We start from the raw sequence: 22,239 nt of genomic DNA on the forward strand, positions 1-22,239 counted from the left end.
GGTGCAAGCGGACTGCTCAGCAGTCCGCCCCATCCGCCCTTGCGGCTGAAAGAGGGTTTCCCGCCACAAGGGCGGGAATGACGGGAGTCTTGGGGTTGGCGGAGCGGAGCCTCACGCCAACCGCGCGTAGAGCCACACCATCGACGCCGCCAGCGCTCCGGCCCCGAGGGCCCAACGCGTCCACACCCCCGCCGCCCGTCGCCGCAGCACGAACACCACCGGCGCCACGGCCGCGACGATCAGCAGCTGCACCAGTTCGATCCCGAGATTGAACCCCAGGGTCGCGGCCACGAGTTGGCCGGTCGACAGGGACAGGGTGCTGAGGGTCTCGGCGAAGGCCAGGCCGTGGACCAGGCCGAAGCCGCCGGCCACCCAGGCCTCGCGCCGGGGGAAGATCGGCCGCAGGGCGTGCAGGGCCGAGATCCCGACCGACAGGGCGATCAGCGCCTCGACGCCCTTGCCGGCCGGCGGCAGCCAACCCAGGGCCGCGCCCATTAGCGAGACCGAGTGTCCGACGGTGAAGGCGCTGACCCGGGCGAAGGTGGCCCACAGCGCCTTGCGCGGCTCCTCCACCGGCCGCCAGCGGCCGTTCTCGGCCACCAGCGGCGCGGTCAGGATCAGGGTGACCAGGAAGGCCAGGTGGTCGGCGCCCTCCAAGATGTGGCGGGCGCCCATCACGACCATGCTGGTCCAGGCCGGCCAGGGCGAGCCTTGCACCCGGTCGATGCGGATCTGGCGGGATTCCGCCCGCAGCGTGCCCAGCAGGCGCGGCTTGTGCGGCAGCACGTTGCGCGCCCAGTCCTGCTCCAGGGTCAGCACCGCCGCGTGGGTGGCGATCTCGCGGACGATGACCCCGTAGTCCAGGATCAGCGTATCCGGCGCCGGGCCCGGCGGCGGCGTCAGGTCGACCTCGACCACCCATTCGTCGGTGGGGAAGGGGACTTCCTCGACGCTGAGCACGCGCTTGCCCCACACCGTCCCGTCCGGCGAGCGGGGGCGAATGTGGTCGGCGACATAGGCCGCGACCGCCGCCGCCGTCAGGGTGGGGCGTCCTTCGCCCAGCGGCTGGGGAACCAGACCCGCCTGGACGATGGCCACCTCCAGCCGGTCGGCCGGCAGTCGCAGGTGCAGCCGCCAGGCGTGGTCGAGCACGCGGATCTGGACGAACGACTTGGCCATCGGGTGAGCGACGGCCAGGCCGGTGGTCAGCAGGGCGAGGCCGGTGACGAGCATCGCCAGCCATATTCCTAATTTCTTCCCGTCATTCCCGCCCTTGTGGCGGGAAGCCCTATGTCCGCCGCTAGGGCAGTTGGGGCGGCGCGCCGGCGCGCCGCTGGCGCCGCGCATGCGGGCTGAACAAGGGGTTCCCGCCACAAGGGCGGGAATGACGGGAGTTGAGGGAGGGGCGGCGCAAGTCATTGGACGGAAGGGCTCAGAACGTGAAGTTGCCGCCATAGTCCGCCGTCTTGTCGCGCCAGATGCTGTGGTAGTGGTTGGCGCTGTAGACCACGCCGCTCTGGACGCTGAGTTCGATCCAGACCCGCGGGCCGTCGATGCGCACGTACGAGCCCTTGGTCGACAGGTCCGAGTACGAGGCCCACGCGATATAGGTCGAGGCCAGGGCCGTGTCGGTGGTGTAGGCGTCGCTCTGGCCCGTGCCGTTGGCGTCGGCGGCGTAGGCGTTGATCGCCGCCTTGACCAAAGCCTGCTGGGTCGAGCTCAGGCTCGACACGGCGAGCCCCGACTGGGTCGAGGGGAAGTCGCCGTCCTCCTGCGGACCGACCAGCACGTCGTCATAGGCCTGGGACAGCTTGGCCGAGGCCAGTTGCGTCGACGACAGGCCGCTCAGCATCGCCGCCAGGGTGTCGTGCCGCGTCTGCATCGGCGTGTAGGCCGTGCCGCCATAGGTGAAGGACAGCGGCTCCACCCCGACGAAGTTGGGGGTCATGCTGACATAGCTGCCCGTGACGCTGGCCATGAAGGTGTAGTGGTGGCCGGAGAACTCCAGGATCCACGGCTGGAGGTCGAGGGCGTGCCCAGGAAGGCGATGTAGTAGAGATTCTGGCCATAGCCGCTGGCGGCAGCGGCCAGGTAGCCGTCGGCGGCGCGCAGGCCGGTCATGGTCGACTGGCCCTGGGTGGTCAGGGCCGCGGCGATCAGGGCCTCGGCGGCGGTCTTCTGGTCGGTGCTCAGCGCGCTGAGCGCCAGGCCCAGGCGACTGACCGAGCCGACCGGCAGGTTCGACCAGTGCTGGGTGGCGTTGGATGAGGTCAGGCTGTAGCTGACCGAGCTGAGCTGACTGCTGCTGAGCGTCGCCCGGAACACGTTGGCCAGGCAGACCAGCTGCGCGCCCTGGGTGGTTTCCGAGCACGAGGTCGAGGCCGTGCTGCTGCTGGAGCTGCTCGAACTGCTGCTCGACGAAGCGCTGCTGGAACTGCTGGAGCCGCTCGAACTGGAGCCGCCGCCTCCGCCGCAGGCGGCGAGGCCTGCCGTCAGGGCCATTGCGATGCAGGTCGCCGCGAGGGCGAGGCGGCGCCGTGGGCCTTCGATGGTCATCGGTTCTTCCCAAACATTTGTTCTGGAAGGCAGCGATGAACGACGTTCTTTCCCGACCTATGTCCGGCGAGACAAGGTGCGCGGCGTTTGGCGAGACAAAATCGCGGACTGGCCAAGCATTCGGTTATAGCTGCATTCTGCCGCCAACGGAGGTTGTGAGCCTCCGATCCAAAGCTGGGGGTGGAGCATGGAAGGCGAGGGCGTAAGCCGTCGTGGGCTGGGCGCGCTGGCGGTCGGCGGCGCGGCGGCAGGGCTTTCCGCGGGATTGGCGGGCTGCGGAACAGAGCGGCCCGGCGACGTGCAGCCGAAGGCGCGGGACTTTCCTAAGGACTTCGTCTGGGGAACGGCCACGGCCGCCTTCCAGACCGAGGGCTCGCCGCAGGCCGACGGGCGCGGTCCCAGCGTCTGGGACCTGTTCCAGGATCTGCCGGGCAAGATCGTCGACGGCTCCGACGCCAAGACCGCCACCGACAGCTATCGCCGCTGGGCCGACGACGTGAACCTCGTGGCCGGGGCGGGGCTGGGCGGCTACCGGTTCTCGATCTCGTGGTCGCGACTGCTGCCGACCGGGGCCGGCGCGGTCGCCCAGGCGGGGATCGACCATTACGCGCGGCTGGTCGACGGCCTGCTGGAGAAGGGCGTCACGCCCTACGCCACCCTGTTCCACTGGGACCTACCCCAGGCGCTGCAGGACCATGGCGGCTGGGCGGCGCGCGACACGGCCCAGGCCTTCGCCGACTACGCCGCCCTGGTCGGCGAGCGGCTGGGCGATCGGCTCAAGCGGATCATCGTGCTCAATGAGCCGGCCGTGCACACCGTGTTCGGCCACGTCACCGGCGAGCACGCGCCGGGCTTGAAGGACGTCGCCCTGCTGGGGCCGGTGACCCACCACATGAACCTGGGCCAGGGGCTCGCCATCCAGGCCCTGCGGGCGGCCAAGGGCGACCTGTCGATCGGCACGACCCTGGCCTTGCAGCCCTGCCGTCCGGCGGGCGGCGGCCTGGCGTTCTGGAACCGGTTGGCGTCGGACGGCCTCGACGCCCTGTGGAATCGCGCCTGGCTCGATCCCCTGCTGAAGGGCGAGTATCCGGACGCCATGGGCGAGTTTCTGGGCGACCGCGTGCGGGCGGGCGATCTTTCGGCCATCCGCCAGAAGGTCGACTTCATGGGGGTGAACTACTATGCGCCAGCCTATATGCGCCTGGCGCCGTTGTCGCCGGGCCGGATCGCCCCGGCCGCGCCGCCCCGCGGCGTGGAGCTGGACGCCTTCGGCCGCCAGATCGACCCGTCGGGCCTGTCCGAAGTCTTGGCGCGCTTGCGCACCGAGTACGGCAATCCGCCGGTGTTCATCACCGAGAACGGCTGTTCCGACCCGTTCGGCGACGGGCCGGGCATCCAGGCCGACACCTTCCGCATCGCCTTCCTGCGCCGCCACCTGCAGGCGGTGAAGGCGGCCATGGAGGCCGGCTCGCCGGTGAAGGGCTTCTTCGCCTGGTGCCTGATCGACAACTGGGAATGGGCGCTGGGCTACCGCTCGAAGTTCGGCCTGGTGACCCACGACCGGACGACGGGCGTGCGAACGCCGAAAGCCTCGTACGCCTGGTACGCGGCCTTGGCGCGCAGCGGGGTTTTGCCGACGGCGCCGTGAAGCGTCGTCTCTGTCTCTGCATCCCTCTCTCTAAGAGAGAGGGCAGTTCAAAGGGAAAAGAGCGTCTACCGCAGGTCGTCAGGCTTGCAGATCAGCACGTCCTTGCCGCCGCGCTTGGCGGGCACGAGGCTGCCGGCGCAGGCCTGCGGGTTGGCCGGGTCGATGATGATCTCGCGGTTGGCCGGCAGCTTGGCCGGGGTCGCGCCGATCGGGGCCGCGGGCTTCTTGACAGCCGGAGCGGCGGCGGCGGGCTTGGCGACCGGCTTGGCGGCGGCCGGTTTCTGGACCGCCGGCTTGGGCGCCGAAGCCTCGACCTTGGCCGGAGCGGGCTTGGCGGGCGCTGGCGCCGGGGCCTCCTCGACCGGGGCAGGGGCCGGAGCGGCCAGCGCGGCTTCCGGCTCGACCGGCACGGCGCTCTTGACGTTGTAGTTCAGGGCCTGGCCGAACAGGTTGGACTTGGTTTCGAGCGTCTTGGCGCGGGTCTCGCAGTCGCCGGGCGGCGACCAGCTCATCCACACCTGGGCCAGGCGGGCCTTGTCGACGCTTTCCGAACCGCCCCAGATCGAGCGGCCCTTCTTCATCGAGGCCGCGCCATATTCCGAGATCGGGCGCGGGCTGGCCTTCTCGGCGGCGGTGATGGCCGAGGCGTAGATCTTCAGGTCCGAGCGCGCCTGGTTGCGCATGGCCGGATATTCCTTCAGCGCGGCGGCCGCGCCGTCGGGGCCGGGGAAGGCCTTCTCGATGCGGGTCACCTCGGGCATCACCTTGTCGTACAGCTCGACATAGCCGCCGAGCGCGCCGTAGCACCAGGCGATGTAGCCGTACTCGTCGTTCGGCGGCGTGGCGGCGGGCTGGGTGCGCGGCGGCGGGGCCGCGGTGGTCACGGGCGCGTCCTGCGCCATCAGGGCGAGGGCGAGAAGAAGAGCGGTCGCCATACGGCCGGAGATCCTTTTAGTGACGTCAGCGGACTGACTAGAGCATTTCGGACCGCAATGGGACCTCAGCATGGCGCCGACCCGACAAGGCGACGCTTCAAGCTCAGCCATAACGGCGAAGCCGCCGGATGGCTCCGCCGATCGCGACAATTCTGAACAAGTTTACATGTGCGACGCAGCAATCGCCGGGTGGGTCGCGTACGACACGTGTGCTATGAGGCGCTTCCGGAGCGTCATCCTGGGGACGTTCGGATCCGTATCTCCCAGGATCGGCCGGCTTTTAAGACCCCTCCGCATGACCTTCTGGCGCAACATCGCAAGCATCGCGGCCCGCCGTCTGGATTTGGCGGAGTGCGCCGAATGTCCGCCCGGCCCGCCCGGACAGGACCCGGCCTTCTCCACGGCCGTGACGGCGCTCGGCGCCAAGCTGGCCAAGGCCGACGGCAGCGCCGACGGCCACGAGTTCGCGGCCTTCTCGCAGGTCTTCCACCCGGATCCGGCCTCCGAGCAGAACATCCATCGCCTGTACGATCTGGCCCGCCAGACCACCCACGGCTTCGAGAGCTACGCCAAGCGGCTGGCCAAGCGCTATCGCTCGTGCCCGCAGCTGCTGGAAGACGTGCTCGACGGCCTGTTCCACATCGCCAAGGCCGACGGCGCGGTGACCCAGGACGAGCTCGACTACCTGGAGCGGGTGGCCGAGCTGTTTGGCCTGTCGGCCCTGGCCTTCCGCCGCCTCAGCGCCACCCACCTGGGGGCGGAGGCCGACGATCCCTACGTGATCCTGGACGTGGCGGCCGACGCCGACGACGCGGCCGTGCGCAGCGCCTGGAAGAGCGCCCTGTCGGACGCCCACCCCGATCGCGCCCGCGCCCGCGGCCTGCCGGCCGAGTTCATCGAGGTGGCCGAGGCCAAGGCCGCGGCGATCAATGCGGCTTTCAGCACCGTAATGCGCGAGCGGCGGGAACTGGGACTGGCCGCCGCGGGTTGAGCGAAAACCGCTTTGTGAATGAACCCAACGGGTGTTCAGTTGACGTTCAGACCTCGTGATCCAACCTAGTGGTCGTACGGACGGAGATTCCGGGCGCCTCGCGCCCTTGAGTGAAGGCCCCGAGAGGACGACGATGAACATGAGCGCGACATCGCCCGGCGGCGGGCCTTCGGCCTGGCGCGGTCTGGCGGCCCTGGTCGGCGCCGTGGCCACGGCCATCGCCGTTTCGGTCGCCGCCATCGTCGCCGTCGTCTTCGCCGCTACCCTGGTCGTGGTCGGCTTCATGGCCACCGCGCTCCTGGGCCTCGCCGCCTTCGCCCTGCGCGGCCGCCGCCAGGCCCACGCCAAGGCTTCCGCCGATCCCTCGCTGATCGAAGCCCGCAACGTCGGCGGACATTCCTGGGTCGCCTACGGCTGGAACGAGCGGCGGTAGGCTTATCTTGCTGAACGCCCTGGCCTCGGCGGCGCTGGCGTTGCCGCTCTTTTGCCTGGCCATCTTCAATCCGCTGTTCTTTCCCTTCAGCCTGCTTCCCGCGGCGGGGACGGCGTGCCTTGTCATGGGGGTGATCGGCGGCGTCAGGCAGCGGGCCAAGGCCCTGCTGCTTTTCCTGATCCCGGTAATTTTGAGCCACATTCTGCTTTTCGCGGCCGTTTTGGACGGGCCACGGATGCAGGTCGCCCAGTACGAAGGTTTCGACGACGGTCGATGGGATGTCATCGGACCGCTTTTTCTCGTCGCGCAATTGGCGCTCTGCGGCTGGGCCTTCAGCCGTGCCCGCGCAGCCAGGCGACCCGCGGTCCTGCTCTTGAGCTTCACGCTGCTGTTCGCGCTGTTCGCTGGCGTGATGACCCTGTTCCCGCTGACCAACTGAGCCGCGAGTTGGCCACTTGCACTTGCGCCGGCCATTGGCGACATTGGCTTTCAAACAAATGTTGGGAGGCGGGCATGATCGGCGTGGTGGCGGTGTTGAAGGTCCAGCCGGACAAGACGTCTGAGTTCGAGGCTGTGTTCCTGGATCTCGCGGCCAAGGTGAAGGCCAACGAGCCCGGCGCGATCGTCTATCAGCTGACGAAATCCAAGACCGAGGCCGGGGTCTACAAGGTGCTGGAGCTCTACGCCTCCGAAGAGGCCCTCAAACACCACGGCGGCACCGACTATTTCAAGGCCGCCGGCGCGGCCATGGGACCTTTCATGGCCGCGCGTCCGGAGATCGAATATCTCGACGCGGTGGAGTAGGGCGCGCTTGACGCAGGCCTGAGGTTTCGCGCATCCCGGCGGCCTGAAGTCCGCCTGGAGCAAGACCTTGAGCCGTTTCTGGAGCCCGCTGGTCCACACGCTGTCGCCCTATGTGCCGGGCGAGCAGCCGAAGATCGCCGACCTGGTCAAGCTGAACACCAACGAGAGCCCCTACGGACCTTCGCCCAAGGCCGTGGACGCGATCGCGGCGGCGGCCGGCGAGGCCCTGCGGCTCTATCCCGATCCGACCTCGACCGCGCTGCGCGAGACCCTGGCGGCCCATCACGGCGTGGCCGTGGAGCAGGTGTTCGTCGGCAACGGCTCGGACGAGGTGCTGGCCCACGCCTTCCGCGCCCTGCTGGGCCATGAGTCGCCGCTGCTGTTCCCCGACATCACCTACAGCTTCTATCCGACCTATTGCCGGCTGTTCGACGTGGCCTACGAGACCGTGCCCCTGGCCGAGGACCTGTCGGTGCGGATCGAGGACTATCGCCGTCCGGCCGGGGCGATCATCGTCGCCAATCCCAACGCTCCGACCGGCGTGGCCCTGACCCGCGCCGAGATCGCTTGCCTGCTGGCCGAGCACCCCGACAAGCCGGTGGTGATCGACGAGGCCTATGTCGATTTCGGCGGCGAGAGCGCCATTCCGCTGGTCGCCGACCACCCGAACCTCCTGGTCGTGCAGACGATGTCGAAGTCGCGGGCCCTGGCCGGCCTGCGGGTCGGCTACGCCATCGGCGACGCGGCCCTGATCGAGGGGCTGACGCGGGTCAAGGACAGCTTCAACTCCTATCCCCTGGGCCGTCCTGCCCAGGCCGGGGCGATCGCCTCGATCGAGGACGAGGCCTTCTTCCAGGATAGCCGCGCCAAGGTGATCGCCGGCCGCCTGCGGCTGGTCGAGGGGCTGGAGGCGCGGTGCTTCTCCGCGCCTGCGTCCTCGGCAAACTTCGTCTTCGCCCGCCACGAGTCGCGGCCCGGCGCCGAGCTGGCGGCGGAGCTCCGGGCGCGGGGAGTCATCGTCCGCCGCTTCGACGCGCCGCGCATCGGGGATCATCTGCGGATCACGGTAGGCACGGACGGCCAGATCGATCGGCTGCTGACGGCGCTAGACGAGATTTTGGGGTAGGGGCGCAAGGCTCTTACCCAGACAACTCAATTTCCGCGCATCCCCGCGAAGGCGGGGATCCAAGCTGGCTTTCAGGTCGTGGTGCGGCCGTGGATTGTCCGCTGACTCGGCTTGGGTCCCCGCCTTCGCGGGGAAACTCGGGTGAGGGGTGGGCGCAGAACTGCGGGCGGCGGGGCTGGTCGCTGATTTTCCCGGCCCGGCCTTCCCATCCCGCTCCCGTCTCACCAGATACAGCGACCGTTGCAGTATTTCTGCATGGCGGTGGATCCAAACAAATGTTTGGATCCTGGCAAATCATACTCCTGCCGGAGCGCCCGCATGGCCCTCGACGCCCTCTTCAAGCCGTTTGAATTCAAGTCGCTGAAGCTGCCCAACCGGGTGGTCATGGCGCCGATGACCCGCTCGTTCTCGCCGGGCGGCGTGGCGACCGACGACGTCGCGGCCTATTACGCCCGCCGCGCGGCCGCCCAGGTCGGGCTGATCGTCACCGAAGGCACGGGCGTGGCCCGCGACGCCTCGCTGAACGACGCCAACATCCCGCGCTTCCACGGCGAGAAGGAACTGGCGGCCTGGAAGAAGGTCGTCGACGAGGTCCACGCCGTCGGCGGCCTGATCGCGCCGCAGCTGTGGCATGTGGGTTCGGCCAAGGGCAAGGACGTGCTGGGCAAGATCGACAGCCCCTCGGGCGTGTCCAAGGCCGGCGGCGCGCCATTCACCGAGCCGATGACCGACGCCGAGATCGCCGACACCATCGCCGCCTTCGCCACGGCGGCCGCCGACGCCAAGCGCCTGGGCTTCGACGCCATCGAGCTGCACGGCGCCCACGGCTACCTGATCGATCAGTTCTTCTGGAACGGCACCAACCTGCGGGGCGACGCCTATGGCGGTCCCGGCATCGCCGAGCGCAGCGCCTTCGCCGCCGAGATCCTGAAAGCCGTCCGCGCCGCCGTCGGCCCCGACTATCCGGTGATCATCCGCCTGTCGCAGTGGAAGCAGCAGGACTATGCGGTCAAGAACGCCGAGACCCCGCAACTGCTGGAAGCCTGGCTGCAGCCGCTGGCCGACGCCGGCGCCGACATCTTCCATTGCAGCCAGCGCCGCTTCTGGGAGCCGGAGTTCGAAGGCAGCGACCTCAACTTCGCCGGCTGGACCAAGAAGCTGACCGGCGCCCCGACCATCACCGTCGGCTCGGTGGGCCTGTCGGGCGAGTTCATCGCGGCCTTCGGCGGCGAAGGCAGCCAGCCCGCCTCGATCGACGGCCTGCTGGAACGCCTCGACCGCGGCGAGTTCGACCTCGTCGGCGTCGGCCGCGCCCTGCTGCAGGATCCGGAATGGGTCGTGAAGATCCGCGACGGCCGCGAGGACGAGCTGCAGAGCTTCAGCCGCGAGGCGCTGGGGGTTCTGTACTAGTTAGAAGAAGACCCCCTCAGTCGCTCCGCGACAGCTCCCCCAGAGGGGGAGCATCTATCTGGCAAGGCGTCGGATCAGATCCTCCCCCTCTGGGGGAGGTGGCCCGGAGGGCCGGAGGGGGTGCGTTTTCAGCTGCCGAGGCCCTGGCCGACTTCGCTCCAACTCCCCCCACCGATCGCTGCGCGATCACCTCCCCCAGAGGGGGAGGTTCGCAGTGCTCAATCGGCCGCCTAAGCGATCGTCGTCACCAGGCCGCCCTCGACCTTCAGCGACGCGCCGTTGGTCGCCGCCGAGAGCGGGCTGGCGACATAGGCCACGAGGCTGGCCACTTCCTGCGGTTCGATCATCCGTTGCAGCAGCGACGACGTGCGGTGCTTTTCGAAGAACTCGGCTTCGTGCTCGGCCGGCGTGCCTTCCGGATTGGTCGAGACGCTCTTGAGGAAGTCGAAGATGCCCGCCGCGCGGGTCGGGCCGGGCAGGACCGAATTGACCGTCACGCCCGTGCCCTTGGTCGCTTGCGCCAGACCGCGCGCGACCGCCAGCTGGGCGCTCTTGGTCATGCCGTAGTGGACCATCTCGCCGGGGATCGCCAAGCCGCTTTCGCTGGAGATGAAGATCACCCGGCCCCAGTCGCGCTCCAGCATGCCGGGGAAGTAGCCGCGCGACAGGCGCACGCCGCTCATCACATTGACCTCGAACAGGTGCAGCCAGTCCTCGTCGGTGATGTCGGCGAAGGCCTTCATCTCGTAGATGCCGAGGTTGTTGACCAGGACGTCGACCTGGGGAACGGCCTTCAGGATCGCCTGGACCCCCTCGGCCGTGGCCGCGTCGGCCAGCACGCCCTCGACCTTGGCGCCGCCCGAGGCGCGGATGTCGGCCACGGCCTCGTCGAGCTTGGCCTGGCTGCGGCCGGTGACGAACACCTTGGCGCCTTCGACGGCGAGGGTGCGGGCGATTTCCAGCCCGATGCCGGCGGTCGAGCCGGTGACGAGGGCGGTCTTGTCTTCGAGTTTGAGATCCATCGCGGGACTCCGTGGCTTGCTGCACTCCAGGTGGGGGCGCAGCCGAGCGGGACCATGCGCAGACCGGGCACATGGCCTGTGAACTCAAGTCACAGATCAGCGGCGATCAGGCATTGAAGTTCAAGCTTAGGCCGGGCCGCGGCCAGCGTGTCTTGAACAGTATTCCCGTCCCGGAGGCGGTGATCCAGGCGTCGCGCCGGTCGACGCCGCCGAAGCAGATGTTGGTGACGATCACGTCGGGCACGGCGAAGTGCTCGGTCGTCCCGTCCGGCGAGAAGGCTGTGATCCCGCCGTTGATGATGGTCGCCACGCACACCCGGCCGTCGGCCTCGACCGCCAGGCTGTCGAGCAACTGGTAGCCCGGCAGGTTGCAGACCACGCGGCCGGGCTGGAGCGGGGCCGGCGGCGCCAGCTCACCGGGCGCGGCGACGTCGAAGGCCCAGAGGCGGCCCAGCATGGTGTCGGCGACATAGACCACGTCCTCGTCCGGCGACAGGCCCACGCCGTTGGGCGAGATCAGGTGGTCGCGGAGCCGGACGATGTGACTGCCGTCGGCCCTGGCGTAGTACAGCGCCCCGTACTTGCGGCCGTCCGGCGTCGAGCAGCCATGATCGGTGAACCAGAAGCCGCCGTGCCTGTCGAAAACGAGATCGTTGGGGCCGACCAGCCGCTTGCCGTCGCAGGCCTCGTACAGCGTGGTCACCGCGCCGGTGGAAAGGTCCACCCGCTGGATCGAGCCGCCCGTGTGGCTCTCGGGCGTCGGGCCGGGGATGTTGAGCCCGCCCATGTCGAAGAAGGCGAAGCTGCCGCCGTTGTTGGTGATGTAGACCGCCCCATCCGGGCCGATGGCCGCGCCGTTAGGGCCGCCGGGCAGGTCGGCGACGGTGGTCCGGGTTCCGTCGGGCGCGATCCGCGTCAGGGTCTGGCGCTGGATCTCGACCAGCAGCACCGAGCCGTCGGCCATGGCGATCGGGCCTTCGGGAAACTGCAGGCCTTCGGCGACGAGGGTCAGGTCCATGTCGTCTCGCTCCCTTGCGGCGTCTCTGTCGGACGCTCCATGGGAGTAAACGGTCGTTTGAGAGGGCCGGCAAGCTGCCGCTAGGTCAGTTCAGGTCAAACAGGTCGTAGGCGATCAGCTTCAGCCGCGCGTCGAGGAAGGCCCGACCGTAGCTGGAGCGCTTGAGAGCGGCTTGGTCGACGCCGTGGTCGGTGTCCGAACCGCTGGCGCCGGGCGCGGCGCAAGGGACCGACAGACGCAGGGTGCGACCGACCTTCAGCGTCACGCCCGGCTCGGCCCGATAGACCTTGGCGACCACCAGGCAGCGGCCACGCGGCCGACGCGCCAGGCCCACGTGCTGGACCTGGACCACGGCGATCTCGGCGGCCTTGTCGCGGGCGGCCTGGCGTGCATCGGCGGCGGCCGCCTCCGGCGTCGTCGTCTGGGCCAGCAGGGCCGCGGCGGCCAGTAGGGCGCTCACTTGCGTTCCAGCACGCGGAACACGAACGGGAAGTCGTCGCCCTCGCCGGCCGGGCGTTCCTCGCGGCGCACCTCGGTCCAGGCGCTCTCGTCGAAGGCCGGGAAGTGGACGTCGCCCTGAACTTCTGCCTGCACCTCGGTGACGTAAATGCGCTTGGCGCGGGGCAGGGCCAGTTCGAACAGGGCCGCGCCGCCGATGACGCAGACCTCCTCGACACCGTCCTCGGCCGCCTGCTCCTTGCCGATTTGGACGGCTTCCATCCAGGTGTCGCAGACCACGGCGCCTTCGGCCTCGAACTTGTGGTCGCGGGTGAGCACGATGTTCAGTCGGCCGGGCAGGGGGCGCCTGGGCAGGCTGTCCCAGGTCTTGCGGCCCATGATCACCGGCTTGCCCAGCGTGGCGGCCTTGAACATCGCAAGGTCCGACTTCAGCCGCCAGGGCAGGTCGTTGTCGCGGCCGATGACGCCGTTGAGCGAGCGGGCCACTGGGCCGACGGTAAGGATGGGGGCGGTCATGGGCGACTCTTAGCCGTCCGTCGCCTGATCCGGAAGGTCGGGTTTCAGACCGAGACCGCCGCCTTGATGTGCGGGTGGGCCTCGTAGCCCTCCAGCTGGAAGTCCTCGTACTCGAAGGCGAAGAGGTCGGTCTTGTCGGCGATCTTCATCGTCGGGAACGGCTTGGGTTCGCGGGTCAGCTGCTCGCGGGCCTGGTCCAGGTGGTTCAGATAGAGGTGGGCGTCGCCGAAGGTGTGCACGAACTCGCCCGGCTGCAGGCCGACGACCTTGGCGACCATCAGGGTCAGCAGGGCGTAGCTGGCGATGTTGAACGGCACGCCCAGGAAGACGTCGGCGCTGCGCTGATAGAGCTGGCAGGACAGCTTCCCGTCCGCGACGAAGAACTGGAACAGGCAGTGGCAGGGCGGCAGGGCCATGTCCTCGACGTCGGCCGGGTTCCAGGCGCTGACGATGTGGCGGCGGCTGTTGGGGTTGGTCTTCAGGCCCTCGACCAGGTTGACGATCTGGTCGATCGAGCGGCCGTCGGGCGTGGCCCACGAACGCCATTGCTTGCCGTAGACGGGGCCAAGCTCGCCGTTTTCGTCGGCCCACTCGTCCCAGATGCGCACGCCGTTGTCCTTCAGATAGGCGATGTTGGTGTCGCCCTTCAGGAACCACAGCAGCTCGATGATGATCGAGCGCAGGTGCAGCTTCTTGGTGGTCAGGACCGGGAAGCCCTTGGCCAGGTCGAAGCGGATCTGCCGGCCGAAGACGCCCTTGGTGCCCGTACCCGTACGGTCGCCACGCTCGACGCCGTTGGCGAGAATGTCGGCCAGCAGGTCGAGATACTGGCGCTCGGGATGGTCGACGGATTGCTGAGCGAGGATCGGCAGGATGGCGTTCACGGCGTCGCTCCACGGCATTCCCGGAGGCTTATAACACTAGATGTAGCGGTAAAAATCGGGCCGGGGCTCAAATTCTTGTGGAGAAATTAACGGTTCAGGCGTCGAGACGATCCGAGCGCCTCATACGAAAAACGCCCCGCGCGGCGAACCGGCGGGGCGTTCTCGTTCAGGTAGCCGCTAGGCCTACTTCGACGGCTCGAGGCCGGTGTTCAGCACCCAGCCGACATTGTCGTTCTCGTCGGCCACTTCCCACCACAGGTCCTGCTTCTTGCCGGTCGGATAGACGATCGAGCCGGCGGGCAGGGCGCGGACCAGCTTGCCGGCCGCCACGGGGGTGGCGCGCATGTTGACGACGCGGGTGGCCACGAAGGTCTTGGCCGGGGCGTTCTGCGCCGCGGCCGGGCTGTCGCCGACCAGGCCCAGTTCGCCGACCATCTTCGAGTAGCTGTTGATGAAGGCCAGGGTGACGATGCGGCCGATCTCGGTGTCCTCGTAGCCGCCGCCCACGGCGCCGGCGAAGCCGATGCCGCCACCCACGCCCCAGCCGATGTCGTTCTTCACCGCGTAGCCTTCCTGCACGGCCACCGTCTCGGTGGTGCGGACATTGGTCAGCGACAGCACGGTGTTGGCTTCCAGCTTCTTGGTCTTGATGCCGCCGATCAGGCCGCCGGCCCGGCCGCCGATCAGGCCGCCGATGGCGCCGGCCACCGCGCCGCCGCCGGCGTTGCTGTCGCTGGCCTGGACCTCAGCGACCAGCACGTAGTCGGCGGCCTTGATCTGGCCCTGACCGACATTGGAGCCGCGCTGAAGGCCTAGATTGCCGCCGATGTTGCGCTCGATCTGGGCGGCGTTCAGGCCCGCGCCGCGATCGACCAGGTTGAAGCAGCCCGACTTCTGCACCAGCGCCCGCAGCAGTTTCTGCGGCGAGGCGAGGTTGTACTGCGTCCAGCCGCGCGGATCATCGCCGTCGATGATCGACAGGGTGCCCAGCTTGCGCGAGCAGCGCGGCACTTCGGCGACAGCCTGGGCTTGCGCTTGCTGGGCCTTGCTCGCCTTGGCCTGGGCGGAGGCTTCCATCGGCGCCGCGACGCAGACCATCGCGCCTGCCGCGAGCATGAGTTTCTTCATCGACATGTAAAAGCGCCCTCCAGAGCCCCTGGGAAAGATCGGGGCGACACTACAATGCCGAGGTTGCGGAAGCCAAGCTCGCCTAACCCGCGAAGCCGCCTTCATCGAGAAAGGCCTGCTCGGCCGGGGTCGTCTGGCGGCCCAGGGCGACGTTGCGATGGGGGAACCGTCCGAACCGGGCGATGATGTCGCGGTGGATGATCGCCCACTTGATCGAGTCTTCGTCGCCGGTGTCGGCCTGCATGCCGGCGCACAGTTCGATGCACAGCTCCTGGTCGGCCAGCGATTCGGAGTGCTCGAAGGGCAGGTAGAAGAAGTAGCGCAGCTCGGGGGCGACCGCCGTGTCGTGGCCGGCGGCGATGGCGGCGCGGGCGATGGCGCGGGCCTTGCCGTCGGTGGCGAAGGCGTGGCCACTGCGGCGGTAGAGGTTGCGCGGGAACTGGTCGAGCACGATGACCAGGGCCAGGGCGCCGTCGGCGGTGTCCACCCAGTCGTCGTAGTCGCCCCGTGCCGCCTTGTGGTGGGTGGGCTCGTACTTCAGGCGGATGGCTTCGTCGAAGGCGTGGTTCTTCTCGAACCACTTCTTGGGTCCCGCCTGGGTCCAGAAGCCGAGAATGTCCTGGGGCTGCGCGGCCATCGAATCCTCGCTGCGGATTTCGTTCAATTACGGTTCATGCGCCAAGCGCGATGGTGTCATCAAGGGATGAGCCACGGGCCGGCGCAAGGTCCACGGAGCAAGAGATGAAACGTCTGATCACCGCCGCCATGATCCTGTCGCTGACGGGCGGCGCGGCGGCGCAGGCCGGCAATGCGGCGACGGCCGTCGCGATGCAGCAGCAGAACGAGCGCGGGGACCACGGTTCGCGCCCCGATCGCGGTCCGCGCGGCGGCGACCAGGGCGGCCGAGCCCAGCAAGGCAGCGGCGACCAAGGCGGCCGTGTTGACCGTGGCGACCGCCAGGACGGCGGCTGGCGCGGCGGCGGCGGCCGAGGCGGCGATTCCGCGCCTCAGGCCCCGCGTCCGCAGGAACCCCGCCCGGCCCAGCAAGCGCCTCAGGCGCCCCAGGCCGATCGCGGCGACCGTGGCGACCGTCCGGATCGCGGCGAACGCCCGAACGGCGGCGGCCAGGATCGCGGCCAGGATCGGGGCGAGCGTCCCGGCGGCTGGCAAGGCGGCGACAGGCCCAGCGGGCGCCCCGATGGACGCCCCGACGGACGTCCGAACGACGATCGCAACAACGGTCGTCCCGGCAATGACCGTCCGGGCGGATGGAATGGCGATCGTGACCGTCCCGGCGCCTCGCGTCCGGGCCAGGGCGACCAGCGTCCGGGCGGGCAACGTCCCGGCGACCAACGCTGGCGCGACCGCGACAACGGCCGGCCGCAGTACGACCAGCGCCGCTTCCGGCCCACCTACCGCTCCGCCCAGCGCTACCGCGCCCCGGCCTACCGCTATCCGCGCGGCTGGTATTCGTTCCGCTGGAGCTTCGGCGACTATCTGCCGGGCGGCTGGTACGGCAGCGGCTACTATCTCGACTGGTACCGCTACGGCCTGCCCCAGCCGCCGATCGGCTGTGAGTGGGTTCGGGTCGGCGACGACGCCATGCTGGTCGACGTGTGGTCGGGCCGCGTGCTGAGCGTCTATTACGACCTCTTCTGGTAGCGCCCTCCAGCGCTCTCGATCGCCGCCTTCCGGTCTCCGGAGGGCGGCGATTTTGTTTTCTCGGCGTGCGTCGCCGGTTCTTCCATGGGCAAGCTCGGCCCCAGGGTTTAAAAACCTCGCCGCAGAGGCTCCGAGGCCACAGGCTTTTGCCGCCGTCGCCTTGACGAAACGGCAAAAAAACGCTCAAACGCCCGGCCTTTGTCGCTCCGCCGTTGCGCGGGGTGGCCATATTGACCAGTCCTGGAGAAGAAATCATGCGCGTCTACTACGACCGCGACGCCGACCTCGCCCGCATCCTGGACCGGAAGATCGCCATCGTAGGCTATGGCAGCCAAGGCCACGCCCACGCCCTCAACCTTCGTGACAGCGGCGCCTCGAACGTCGCCGTCGCCCTGCGCCCGGGTTCGCCCAGCGCCAAGAAGGCCGAAGGCGAAGGCCTGAAGGTCCTGTCGGTGGCCGAAGCCGCCGCCTGGGCCGACCTGATCATGATCCTGGCGCCGGACGAGCATCAGGCCGCGATCTACAAGAACGACATCGCCCCCAACATCCGTGACGGCGCGGCCCTGCTGTTCGCCCACGGCCTGAACGTCCACTTCGGCCTGATCGAGCCGAAGGACACCATCGACGTGCTGATGGTCGCGCCGAAGGGCCCGGGTCACACCGTGCGCGGCGAGTACCAGAAGGGCGGCGGCGTGCCCTGCCTGATCGCGGTGCACCACAACGCCACCGGTAACGCCCTCGACCTCGGCCTGGCCTACGCCTCGGCCATCGGCGGCGGCCGCTCGGGCATCATCGAGACCAACTTCCGCGAGGAATGCGAAACCGACCTGTTCGGCGAGCAGGCCGTCCTCTGCGGCGGCACGGTCGAGCTGGTCCGCGCCGGCTTCGAAGTGCTGGTGGAAGCCGGCTACGCGCCGGAAATGGCCTATTTCGAGTGCCTGCACGAGCTGAAGCTGATCGTGGACCTCATCTACGAAGGCGGCATCGCCAACATGAACTACTCGATCAGCAACACCGCCGAGTACGGCGAATACGTCACCGGCCCGCGCCTGGTGACCGCCGAGACCAAGGCCGAGATGAAGCGCGTGCTGGAAGACATCCAGTCGGGCAAGTTCGTCCGCGACTTCATGCTGGAAAACGCCGTCGGCCAGCCGTCCTTCAAGGCGACCCGCCGCCGCGCTTCCGAGCACCAGATCGAGGAAGTCGGCGCGCGCCTCCGCGGCATGATGCCGTGGATCGCCAAGAACAAGCTGGTGGACGTCACCAAGAACTAAGCTTCGGCCTAACGGCTGAACAAGGAAGCGGCGGGCTCGCAAGGGCCCGCCGTTTTTCGTTTGGCGTCTCGCGGGCTTCTCGGCCAAGTTGAGGGAGAAAAGCGGACACAGGATATGGCCTTGAGGGCTTTCGACGCAGCGCTGGCCGACCTCTATGCGGCCTTCGACACAACCAAGCCGCGCGTCATTCACGGTTGCCCTTGCTGCGTCGACAAGCGCAACACCGACATACTGCTAGCCAAGCCTCTAAGACAGCTAACGGGCGATGATCTGGGCGGCTATGCGAGCGGCGTTTTCCTGACCGTCGGGTCTGAGAATGACTATCTGTATTTGCTGCCCCGGATGTTCGAGATCACGGCGACGGAAAAGCACTGGCAGTTATACCCGCAACTGGTCGTCGGCCATTTGCGCTTCGGCGATAGGGTCGCGTGGAAGCCCGGCCAGCGTCGAGCGCTGAGCGCATTTCTCGACGCCTGGTTCGATCGCCAACTCGATGAAATCGCCGGCACTGGGTTGGGTTTCCACGAGAGCGACGAGGTGGAGGCGCTGCTTTGCGGCTTGGCGATCGGGGGCGTGGACATCGCGACCTACCTAGATCGCCTGAAGCCGGTCGGCCTCTTGGTGACGGATCTCTACTGGCGCTTCGGCGAGGCCGCTTCGGAGGATCGCGGGCCGCCGAACTACTGGGAGGATGCGCCGGAAGGCTGGGCAGCGATGAAGGCGTTCATGAACGACCCTGAGATTTTCGCCATCGTGGCCCGGGTCAGCGGAATCTTTCCAACGCGATAAGCGGCGAATGACTGAAACGTGCAAGTATCCGGTTGCATGTCTGGCGCGCTCGAGCCTTTAATCAGCAACCAAGAGGTTGCTGAAATGACCGACCGCATCGAGAAGACCATCGTGCTGAACGCGCCGCTGGAGCGCGTCTGGAACGCCATCGCCGACCACGAGCAGTTTGGGGCCTGGTTCCGGGTCAAGCTGGACGGTCCGTTCGTGGCCGGCCGGGCCTCGACCGGCCATATCACCTATCCGGGCTACGAGCATATCCAGTGGCGCGCGCAGGTCGTGGCCGTCGAGCCGATGCGGCGGCTGGCCTTTCGCTGGCATCCCTATGCCATCGATCCGGCCGTGGACTATTCGGGCGAGACCCCGACCCTGGTCGAGTTCCTGCTGACGCCGGAAGGGCAGGGCGTGCGGCTGGATGTGATCGAGAGCGGCTTCGACGCCGTGCCGGCCCATCGCCGCGACGAGGCCTTCCGGATGAACGAGGGCGGCTGGGCCCAGCAGGTCGAGAACATCAAGGCGCATGTCGAGGCTTGAGGCGGCGACGGGCGCCGCTCCGCCCGATCCGGCGGCGGTGTTCGCGGCGCTGGGCGACCCGACGCGGCTGGCCTTGCTCGACCGGTTGAGCGACGGCCGACCCCGCTCGATCTCGGCCCTGGCCAGCGGCGGCGACATCACCCGCCAGGCCGTGACCAAGCACCTGCGGGTGCTGGAGGGGGCGGGGCTGGTCGCCAGCTTGCGCGAAGGCCGCGAGAGCCGCTTCGCCTACCGCCCCGAACAGGTGCGCCAGGCGCGCGCCTGGCTCGACACGGTCTCCGCCCGCTGGGACGACGCCTTGGGGCGGCTGAAGGCGTTCGTGGAGGGGGTGTGACGCCCCTTTCCCATAGGAAGAGGGAGTACGCCGCTACCCCAGCACCACCACCGGTCCCCAGGCCACCTGATAGCGGTGCGCGCCGCTCGACAAGTGCGGGCGCAGCTGCCAGGCGCCGGACGGGATGGTGACCGGCTGGGGGCGTTCGACATAGGTCTGGGTCAGCACCTCGCCGCCGGGATCCGACAGCGAGAACTGGTCGATGCGCGGGCTGGCGCGGGAGAGGGCGGCGGCGATGGCTTCGACCGAGGTCGCGCGTAGCGGGGCGGGGGCGGCCAGACGGGCCGAGACCTCGGCATAGACGCCCACGGCGATGACCTCGGGACCGTCGCGCAGGGCCGCGTAGCCGACATGGGTGAAGCCGGGCGCCAGCAGGTTGGCGCGATGGCCGGGGCTCGACTTCCATTGGCCCATGATCTGGTCGGGACGCACGGCGCCGGCGGCGTTGCGGCGCAGGGCGATGTTCTCGGCCGGGGCGCCGACCAGGTCGCGGGCCAGCAGGCCGACGCGGGCGGCGGGGCCGAAGCCCTCGCGGGTCATGTGGTCGTAGACCTCGGTGCGGGCGATGTCGGCGGCGTGGGCGCGGGCGGCCAGGGCCAGGCCCGGATCGAAGGTCAGCGGCGACAGGCGGCGGGCCTCGCGCTGGGCGTCGCCCTGATCCTGCAACTCGCGCTCGAAATCGGCGTCGAAATCCCCGCGCCGGGCGGCCAGCTGGTCGCGCAGCCGGCGGTCGTAGGCGAGATAGGCCTGGGCCGAGGCGGCCTGAGCCAGGCCCGGCAGGACAAGGCTCGCGGCCCCCAGGGCCAGGGCGGTTCGACGGGAGAGGGCGCTCATCGGACTAGGCTTTGATCTCCAAGACGGTTGACAGGACGGTCCGGTCGTCCGCTCTAAGGCCGGATGCGACCCGTCCGTTCCCTATGGCTGGCCGGCCCCGAGGCATGGCTCCCCGACGCCGAAGCCCAAGATCTTCGTCGAAAGGCGTTGTGCCTGGACGCCGGCTTCACGGCCTTTTCCGGCGGCCAGGCCGCGCCGGGCGACGACTTCGGCTCCGAGATCCAGGCTCGCGAACTCTATATGGACCGCATGGCCCAATTGCGTCGGGTCGACGCGGCCATCGTCAACCTGACCCCCTGGCGCGGTCCGTCCTGCGACTCGACCACGGCCTTCGAGGCCGGCGTGCTGGCGGGCCTGGGCAAGCCGATCTTCGCCTACATCAACGTCGAGGACGAAAGCCTGGCCGAATATGTCGACCGGGTCGACGTGATCGTCGGCGCCGAGCGCGGCGAGGACGGGATCTGGCGCGACGAGGACGGCTGCGTCGTCGAGGACCTGGGCCTGCCCGAGAGCGTCATGCTGTGGGCCGAGGCCCGGCGCCTGTTCGTCATCGTCACGCCCGACGCGCTGCACGACCTGACCGGGCTGGAGATGTGCCTGCAGGCGCTGAGGCTCTACGCGGAGTAAGAACCCCTCTCCCCTTGCGGGAGAGGGGGCCTCGCGAAGCGAGGTCGGGTGAGGGGTCTCTCAGAAGGTTGCGGAGAGGCCTTTCGACCCCTCATCCGTCGACCTTCGGCCGCCACCTTCTTCCGCAAGGGGAGAAGGATCCCCGCTAGCCCCCGTTGTACCCGCCAATGATCGGCAGCACTTCCCCCGTGATGTAGCTGGCCGTCTGCGGCGAGGCCAAGAACACGTAGGCCGGCGCGATCTCTTCCGGCTGGGCGGGGCGCTTCATCGGGGTCTTGGCGCCGAACTGGGCCACGTCGGGCGCCTGCTTGTCGGCCGGGTTCAGGGGCGTCCAGACCGGGCCCGGAGCCACGGCGTTGACCCGGATGCCCTTGTCCACGAGGTGCGTGGCCAGCGAGCGGGTGAAGGCGTGGATGCCGCCCTTGGTCAGGGAATAGTCCAGCAGGTCCTTGTTGCCCAACAGGCCGGTCACCGAGCCGGTGTTGACGATCGCCCCGCCCGGCGGGATCACCTTCACCGCCGCCTGGGCCATGTGAAAATAGCCGTAGAGATTGGTCTTCAGGGTGCGGTCGAAGTGCTCGGGCGTCAGGTCCTCGAAGGCCGTGACATGCTCCTGGAAGGCGGCGTTGTTGACCAGGATGTCGAGCTTGCCCAGTTCCTGCACGGTCTTTTCGACCGCGGCCTTGGCGTAGGCGGGGTCGGCCACGTCGCCGGGCAGCAGGATGGCGCGGCGGCCTTCCAGCTCGACGGCCAGGCGGGTCTCGTTGGCGTCGCGGTCCTCGTCCAGATAGGCGATGGCGACGTCGGCGCCCTCGCGGGCGAACAGCACCGCCACGGCCCGGCCGATGCCGCTGTCGGCGCCGGTGATCAGGGCGACCTTGTCCTCCAGCTTGCCCGAACCCTTGTAGAACGGCGCATCGTACATGGGCGCCGGATCCAGCGCGGCCTCGCTGCCGGGCTTGGTCTGGTGCTGCTCGGGGAACGGCGGCGCGGGGTAGGGGCGGGCGCCGGCCTGCATGGCCGGGCTTTCCTTCTCGCCGCCGTCCTGCTCCTTGAACGAGCGCTGCTCCTTGGCGTCCAGCGGGGCCTGGATGTCGCGCTCGGCCTGGGCGGCGCGTTCGCCTGCGGCTTCGAAGTCGGTGTCGGTCATGGCGCGTCTCCAGGGCTGGGAGACGGGCAAACCGATGGCCGCGACCGGCGTTCCAAGCGCCACTTGCCCAAAGCCCGGGCATCGGCCACTTTCCGCCCCCTCTTAGAA

At 68.8% G+C, this 22,239-nt stretch carries 24 protein-coding genes and 1 pseudogene; 13 read left to right on the forward strand and 12 right to left on the reverse strand.

The window, feature by feature from the left end; translation table 11 throughout:
• Positions 1–111: 111 nt before the first annotated feature.
• Together I4Q42_RS16845 and I4Q42_RS26645 are read right to left on the reverse strand one after the other, a co-directional pair.
• Positions 112–1,233, reverse strand: coding sequence for a HupE/UreJ family protein (locus I4Q42_RS16845; protein WP_198577245.1), 1,122 nt, complete (start codon positions 1,231–1,233; stop codon positions 112–114).
• A 199-nt stretch (positions 1,234–1,432) separates the two neighbouring features.
• A pseudogene (locus I4Q42_RS26645) lies at positions 1,433–2,556 on the reverse strand (DUF3500 domain-containing protein).
• A gap of 187 nt (positions 2,557–2,743) precedes the next feature.
• Here I4Q42_RS26645 and I4Q42_RS16860 point away from each other — a divergent pair.
• Positions 2,744–4,204 carry a GH1 family beta-glucosidase gene (locus tag I4Q42_RS16860; protein WP_198577248.1) on the forward strand — a complete coding sequence of 487 codons (1,461 nt, stop codon included), beginning with the start codon at positions 2,744–2,746 and terminating at the stop codon, positions 4,202–4,204.
• Between the two features lie 65 nt (positions 4,205–4,269).
• Here I4Q42_RS16860 and I4Q42_RS16865 read toward each other — a convergent pair whose 3' ends face one another.
• Positions 4,270–5,139 carry a hypothetical protein gene (locus I4Q42_RS16865; protein WP_198577249.1) on the reverse strand — a complete coding sequence of 290 codons (870 nt, stop codon included), beginning with the start codon at positions 5,137–5,139 and terminating at the stop codon, positions 4,270–4,272.
• A gap of 295 nt (positions 5,140–5,434) precedes the next feature.
• Here I4Q42_RS16865 and I4Q42_RS16870 point away from each other — a divergent pair, with 295 nt between their 5' ends.
• The 6 genes from I4Q42_RS16870 (at position 5,435) to I4Q42_RS16895 (ending at position 9,903) form a co-directional block, all read left to right on the forward strand.
• Positions 5,435–6,130, forward strand: a complete 696-nt coding sequence (locus I4Q42_RS16870) for a tellurite resistance TerB family protein (protein WP_198577250.1) — start codon at positions 5,435–5,437, stop codon at positions 6,128–6,130.
• 139 nt (positions 6,131–6,269) lie between these two features.
• Complete coding sequence (locus I4Q42_RS16875) at positions 6,270–6,563, forward strand: hypothetical protein (protein WP_198577251.1); 294 nt, start codon at positions 6,270–6,272, stop codon at positions 6,561–6,563.
• A gap of 7 nt (positions 6,564–6,570) precedes the next feature.
• Positions 6,571–7,002, forward strand: a complete 432-nt coding sequence (locus I4Q42_RS16880) for a hypothetical protein (RefSeq protein WP_198577252.1) — start codon at positions 6,571–6,573, stop codon at positions 7,000–7,002.
• Positions 7,003–7,076: 74 nt separating this feature from the next.
• A complete protein-coding gene (locus tag I4Q42_RS16885; protein WP_198577253.1) occupies positions 7,077–7,367 on the forward strand; it encodes a putative quinol monooxygenase in 291 nt (96 codons plus the stop codon).
• 67 nt (positions 7,368–7,434) lie between these two features.
• The gene (gene hisC, locus I4Q42_RS16890; RefSeq protein ID WP_232793227.1) at positions 7,435–8,493 is read left to right on the forward strand and encodes a histidinol-phosphate transaminase; all 1,059 of its coding nucleotides are present in this window, start codon (positions 7,435–7,437) and stop codon (positions 8,491–8,493) included.
• 318 nt (positions 8,494–8,811) lie between these two features.
• Positions 8,812–9,903, forward strand: a complete 1,092-nt coding sequence (locus I4Q42_RS16895; RefSeq protein ID WP_198577254.1) for an NADH:flavin oxidoreductase — start codon at positions 8,812–8,814, stop codon at positions 9,901–9,903.
• 230 nt (positions 9,904–10,133) lie between these two features.
• Here I4Q42_RS16895 and I4Q42_RS16900 read toward each other — a convergent pair whose 3' ends face one another.
• The 7 genes from I4Q42_RS16900 to I4Q42_RS16930 all read right to left on the reverse strand — a co-directional run bounded on the left by I4Q42_RS16900 (position 10,134) and on the right by I4Q42_RS16930 (position 15,567).
• Positions 10,134–10,925: an SDR family NAD(P)-dependent oxidoreductase gene (locus tag I4Q42_RS16900; protein ID WP_198577255.1), complete on the reverse strand. Its 792-nt coding sequence runs from the start codon at positions 10,923–10,925 to the stop codon at positions 10,134–10,136.
• A gap of 106 nt (positions 10,926–11,031) precedes the next feature.
• Positions 11,032–11,943, reverse strand: a complete 912-nt coding sequence (locus tag I4Q42_RS16905) for an SMP-30/gluconolactonase/LRE family protein (RefSeq protein WP_198577256.1) — start codon at positions 11,941–11,943, stop codon at positions 11,032–11,034.
• A gap of 85 nt (positions 11,944–12,028) precedes the next feature.
• A complete protein-coding gene (locus I4Q42_RS16910; protein ID WP_198577257.1) occupies positions 12,029–12,403 on the reverse strand; it encodes a hypothetical protein in 375 nt (124 codons plus the stop codon).
• Positions 12,400–12,918 (reverse strand): dihydrofolate reductase, encoded by a 519-nt coding sequence (locus I4Q42_RS16915; RefSeq protein ID WP_198577258.1) that lies wholly within the window; start codon positions 12,916–12,918, stop codon positions 12,400–12,402. Before I4Q42_RS16915 ends, I4Q42_RS16910 begins: the two co-directional genes overlap by 4 nt.
• A gap of 44 nt (positions 12,919–12,962) precedes the next feature.
• Positions 12,963–13,802 (reverse strand): thymidylate synthase, encoded by an 840-nt coding sequence (locus I4Q42_RS16920; protein ID WP_332873102.1) that lies wholly within the window; start codon positions 13,800–13,802, stop codon positions 12,963–12,965.
• Positions 13,803–13,985: 183 nt separating this feature from the next.
• Positions 13,986–14,936: an SH3 domain-containing protein gene (locus I4Q42_RS16925; protein WP_408611090.1), complete on the reverse strand. Its 951-nt coding sequence runs from the start codon at positions 14,934–14,936 to the stop codon at positions 13,986–13,988.
• Between the two features lie 76 nt (positions 14,937–15,012).
• Positions 15,013–15,567: a DUF924 family protein gene (locus tag I4Q42_RS16930; protein ID WP_198577260.1), complete on the reverse strand. Its 555-nt coding sequence runs from the start codon at positions 15,565–15,567 to the stop codon at positions 15,013–15,015.
• Positions 15,568–15,671: 104 nt separating this feature from the next.
• Here I4Q42_RS16930 and I4Q42_RS16935 point away from each other — a divergent pair, with 104 nt between their 5' ends.
• The 5 genes from I4Q42_RS16935 (at position 15,672) to I4Q42_RS16955 (ending at position 19,520) form a co-directional block, all read left to right on the forward strand.
• Positions 15,672–16,592 carry an RcnB family protein gene (locus I4Q42_RS16935; protein WP_198577261.1) on the forward strand — a complete coding sequence of 307 codons (921 nt, stop codon included), beginning with the start codon at positions 15,672–15,674 and terminating at the stop codon, positions 16,590–16,592.
• Between the two features lie 254 nt (positions 16,593–16,846).
• Positions 16,847–17,866, forward strand: a complete 1,020-nt coding sequence (gene ilvC / locus I4Q42_RS16940) for a ketol-acid reductoisomerase (RefSeq protein WP_198577262.1) — start codon at positions 16,847–16,849, stop codon at positions 17,864–17,866.
• A 120-nt stretch (positions 17,867–17,986) separates the two neighbouring features.
• Positions 17,987–18,655, forward strand: a complete 669-nt coding sequence (locus I4Q42_RS16945) for a hypothetical protein (protein WP_198577263.1) — start codon at positions 17,987–17,989, stop codon at positions 18,653–18,655.
• Positions 18,656–18,739: 84 nt separating this feature from the next.
• On the forward strand, positions 18,740–19,186 hold the full coding sequence (locus tag I4Q42_RS16950; protein WP_198577264.1) for an SRPBCC family protein: 447 nt from the start codon (positions 18,740–18,742) through the stop codon (positions 19,184–19,186).
• Entirely contained in the window at positions 19,173–19,520 is a 348-nt protein-coding gene (locus tag I4Q42_RS16955) for an ArsR/SmtB family transcription factor (RefSeq protein WP_198577265.1), read from the forward strand. Before I4Q42_RS16950 ends, I4Q42_RS16955 begins: the two co-directional genes overlap by 14 nt.
• A gap of 33 nt (positions 19,521–19,553) precedes the next feature.
• Here I4Q42_RS16955 and I4Q42_RS16960 read toward each other — a convergent pair whose 3' ends face one another.
• Complete coding sequence (locus tag I4Q42_RS16960) at positions 19,554–20,354, reverse strand: CAP domain-containing protein (protein ID WP_198577266.1); 801 nt, start codon at positions 20,352–20,354, stop codon at positions 19,554–19,556.
• A 63-nt stretch (positions 20,355–20,417) separates the two neighbouring features.
• On the opposite strand from I4Q42_RS16960, the gene I4Q42_RS16965 reads away from it, so the two are divergent.
• A complete protein-coding gene (locus I4Q42_RS16965) occupies positions 20,418–20,981 on the forward strand; it encodes a nucleoside 2-deoxyribosyltransferase (RefSeq protein ID WP_198577267.1) in 564 nt (187 codons plus the stop codon).
• Between the two features lie 145 nt (positions 20,982–21,126).
• On the opposite strand, the gene I4Q42_RS16970 is transcribed toward I4Q42_RS16965, so the two are convergent.
• Positions 21,127–22,131 carry an SDR family oxidoreductase gene (locus tag I4Q42_RS16970; RefSeq protein ID WP_198577268.1) on the reverse strand — a complete coding sequence of 335 codons (1,005 nt, stop codon included), beginning with the start codon at positions 22,129–22,131 and terminating at the stop codon, positions 21,127–21,129.
• Positions 22,132–22,239: the final 108 nt, after the last annotated feature.

It is taken from the genome of Caulobacter hibisci (assembly GCF_016135805.1).
Lineage (GTDB): Bacteria > Pseudomonadota > Alphaproteobacteria > Caulobacterales > Caulobacteraceae > Caulobacter > Caulobacter hibisci.

What these genes read in the sequence shown, in the direction of transcription:
- I4Q42_RS16935 (WP_198577261.1), top strand. Translation starts at nt 15,672, where the DNA reads ATGAAACGTCTGATCACCGCCGCCATGATCCTGTCGCTGACGGGCGGC.
- I4Q42_RS16930 (WP_198577260.1), bottom strand. Translation starts at nt 15,567, where the DNA reads ATGGCCGCGCAGCCCCAGGACATTCTCGGCTTCTGGACCCAGGCGGGA.
- I4Q42_RS16865 (WP_198577249.1), bottom strand. Translation starts at nt 5,139, where the DNA reads ATGGCGACCGCTCTTCTTCTCGCCCTCGCCCTGATGGCGCAGGACGCG.
- I4Q42_RS16895 (WP_198577254.1), top strand. Translation starts at nt 8,812, where the DNA reads ATGGCCCTCGACGCCCTCTTCAAGCCGTTTGAATTCAAGTCGCTGAAG.
- I4Q42_RS16955 (WP_198577265.1), top strand. Translation starts at nt 19,173, where the DNA reads ATGTCGAGGCTTGAGGCGGCGACGGGCGCCGCTCCGCCCGATCCGGCG.
- I4Q42_RS16970 (WP_198577268.1), bottom strand. Translation starts at nt 22,131, where the DNA reads ATGACCGACACCGACTTCGAAGCCGCAGGCGAACGCGCCGCCCAGGCC.
- I4Q42_RS16965 (WP_198577267.1), top strand. Translation starts at nt 20,418, where the DNA reads ATGCGACCCGTCCGTTCCCTATGGCTGGCCGGCCCCGAGGCATGGCTC.
- I4Q42_RS16950 (WP_198577264.1), top strand. Translation starts at nt 18,740, where the DNA reads ATGACCGACCGCATCGAGAAGACCATCGTGCTGAACGCGCCGCTGGAG.
- I4Q42_RS16925 (WP_408611090.1), bottom strand. Translation starts at nt 14,936, where the DNA reads ATGTCGATGAAGAAACTCATGCTCGCGGCAGGCGCGATGGTCTGCGTC.
- I4Q42_RS16905 (WP_198577256.1), bottom strand. Translation starts at nt 11,943, where the DNA reads ATGGACCTGACCCTCGTCGCCGAAGGCCTGCAGTTTCCCGAAGGCCCG.
- I4Q42_RS16885 (WP_198577253.1), top strand. Translation starts at nt 7,077, where the DNA reads ATGATCGGCGTGGTGGCGGTGTTGAAGGTCCAGCCGGACAAGACGTCT.
- I4Q42_RS16875 (WP_198577251.1), top strand. Translation starts at nt 6,270, where the DNA reads ATGAGCGCGACATCGCCCGGCGGCGGGCCTTCGGCCTGGCGCGGTCTG.
- I4Q42_RS16860 (WP_198577248.1), top strand. Translation starts at nt 2,744, where the DNA reads ATGGAAGGCGAGGGCGTAAGCCGTCGTGGGCTGGGCGCGCTGGCGGTC.
- I4Q42_RS16870 (WP_198577250.1), top strand. Translation starts at nt 5,435, where the DNA reads ATGACCTTCTGGCGCAACATCGCAAGCATCGCGGCCCGCCGTCTGGAT.
- I4Q42_RS16915 (WP_198577258.1), bottom strand. Translation starts at nt 12,918, where the DNA reads ATGACCGCCCCCATCCTTACCGTCGGCCCAGTGGCCCGCTCGCTCAAC.
- ilvC (WP_198577262.1), top strand. Translation starts at nt 16,847, where the DNA reads ATGCGCGTCTACTACGACCGCGACGCCGACCTCGCCCGCATCCTGGAC.
- I4Q42_RS16960 (WP_198577266.1), bottom strand. Translation starts at nt 20,354, where the DNA reads ATGAGCGCCCTCTCCCGTCGAACCGCCCTGGCCCTGGGGGCCGCGAGC.
- I4Q42_RS16845 (WP_198577245.1), bottom strand. Translation starts at nt 1,233, where the DNA reads ATGCTCGTCACCGGCCTCGCCCTGCTGACCACCGGCCTGGCCGTCGCT.
- I4Q42_RS16900 (WP_198577255.1), bottom strand. Translation starts at nt 10,925, where the DNA reads ATGGATCTCAAACTCGAAGACAAGACCGCCCTCGTCACCGGCTCGACC.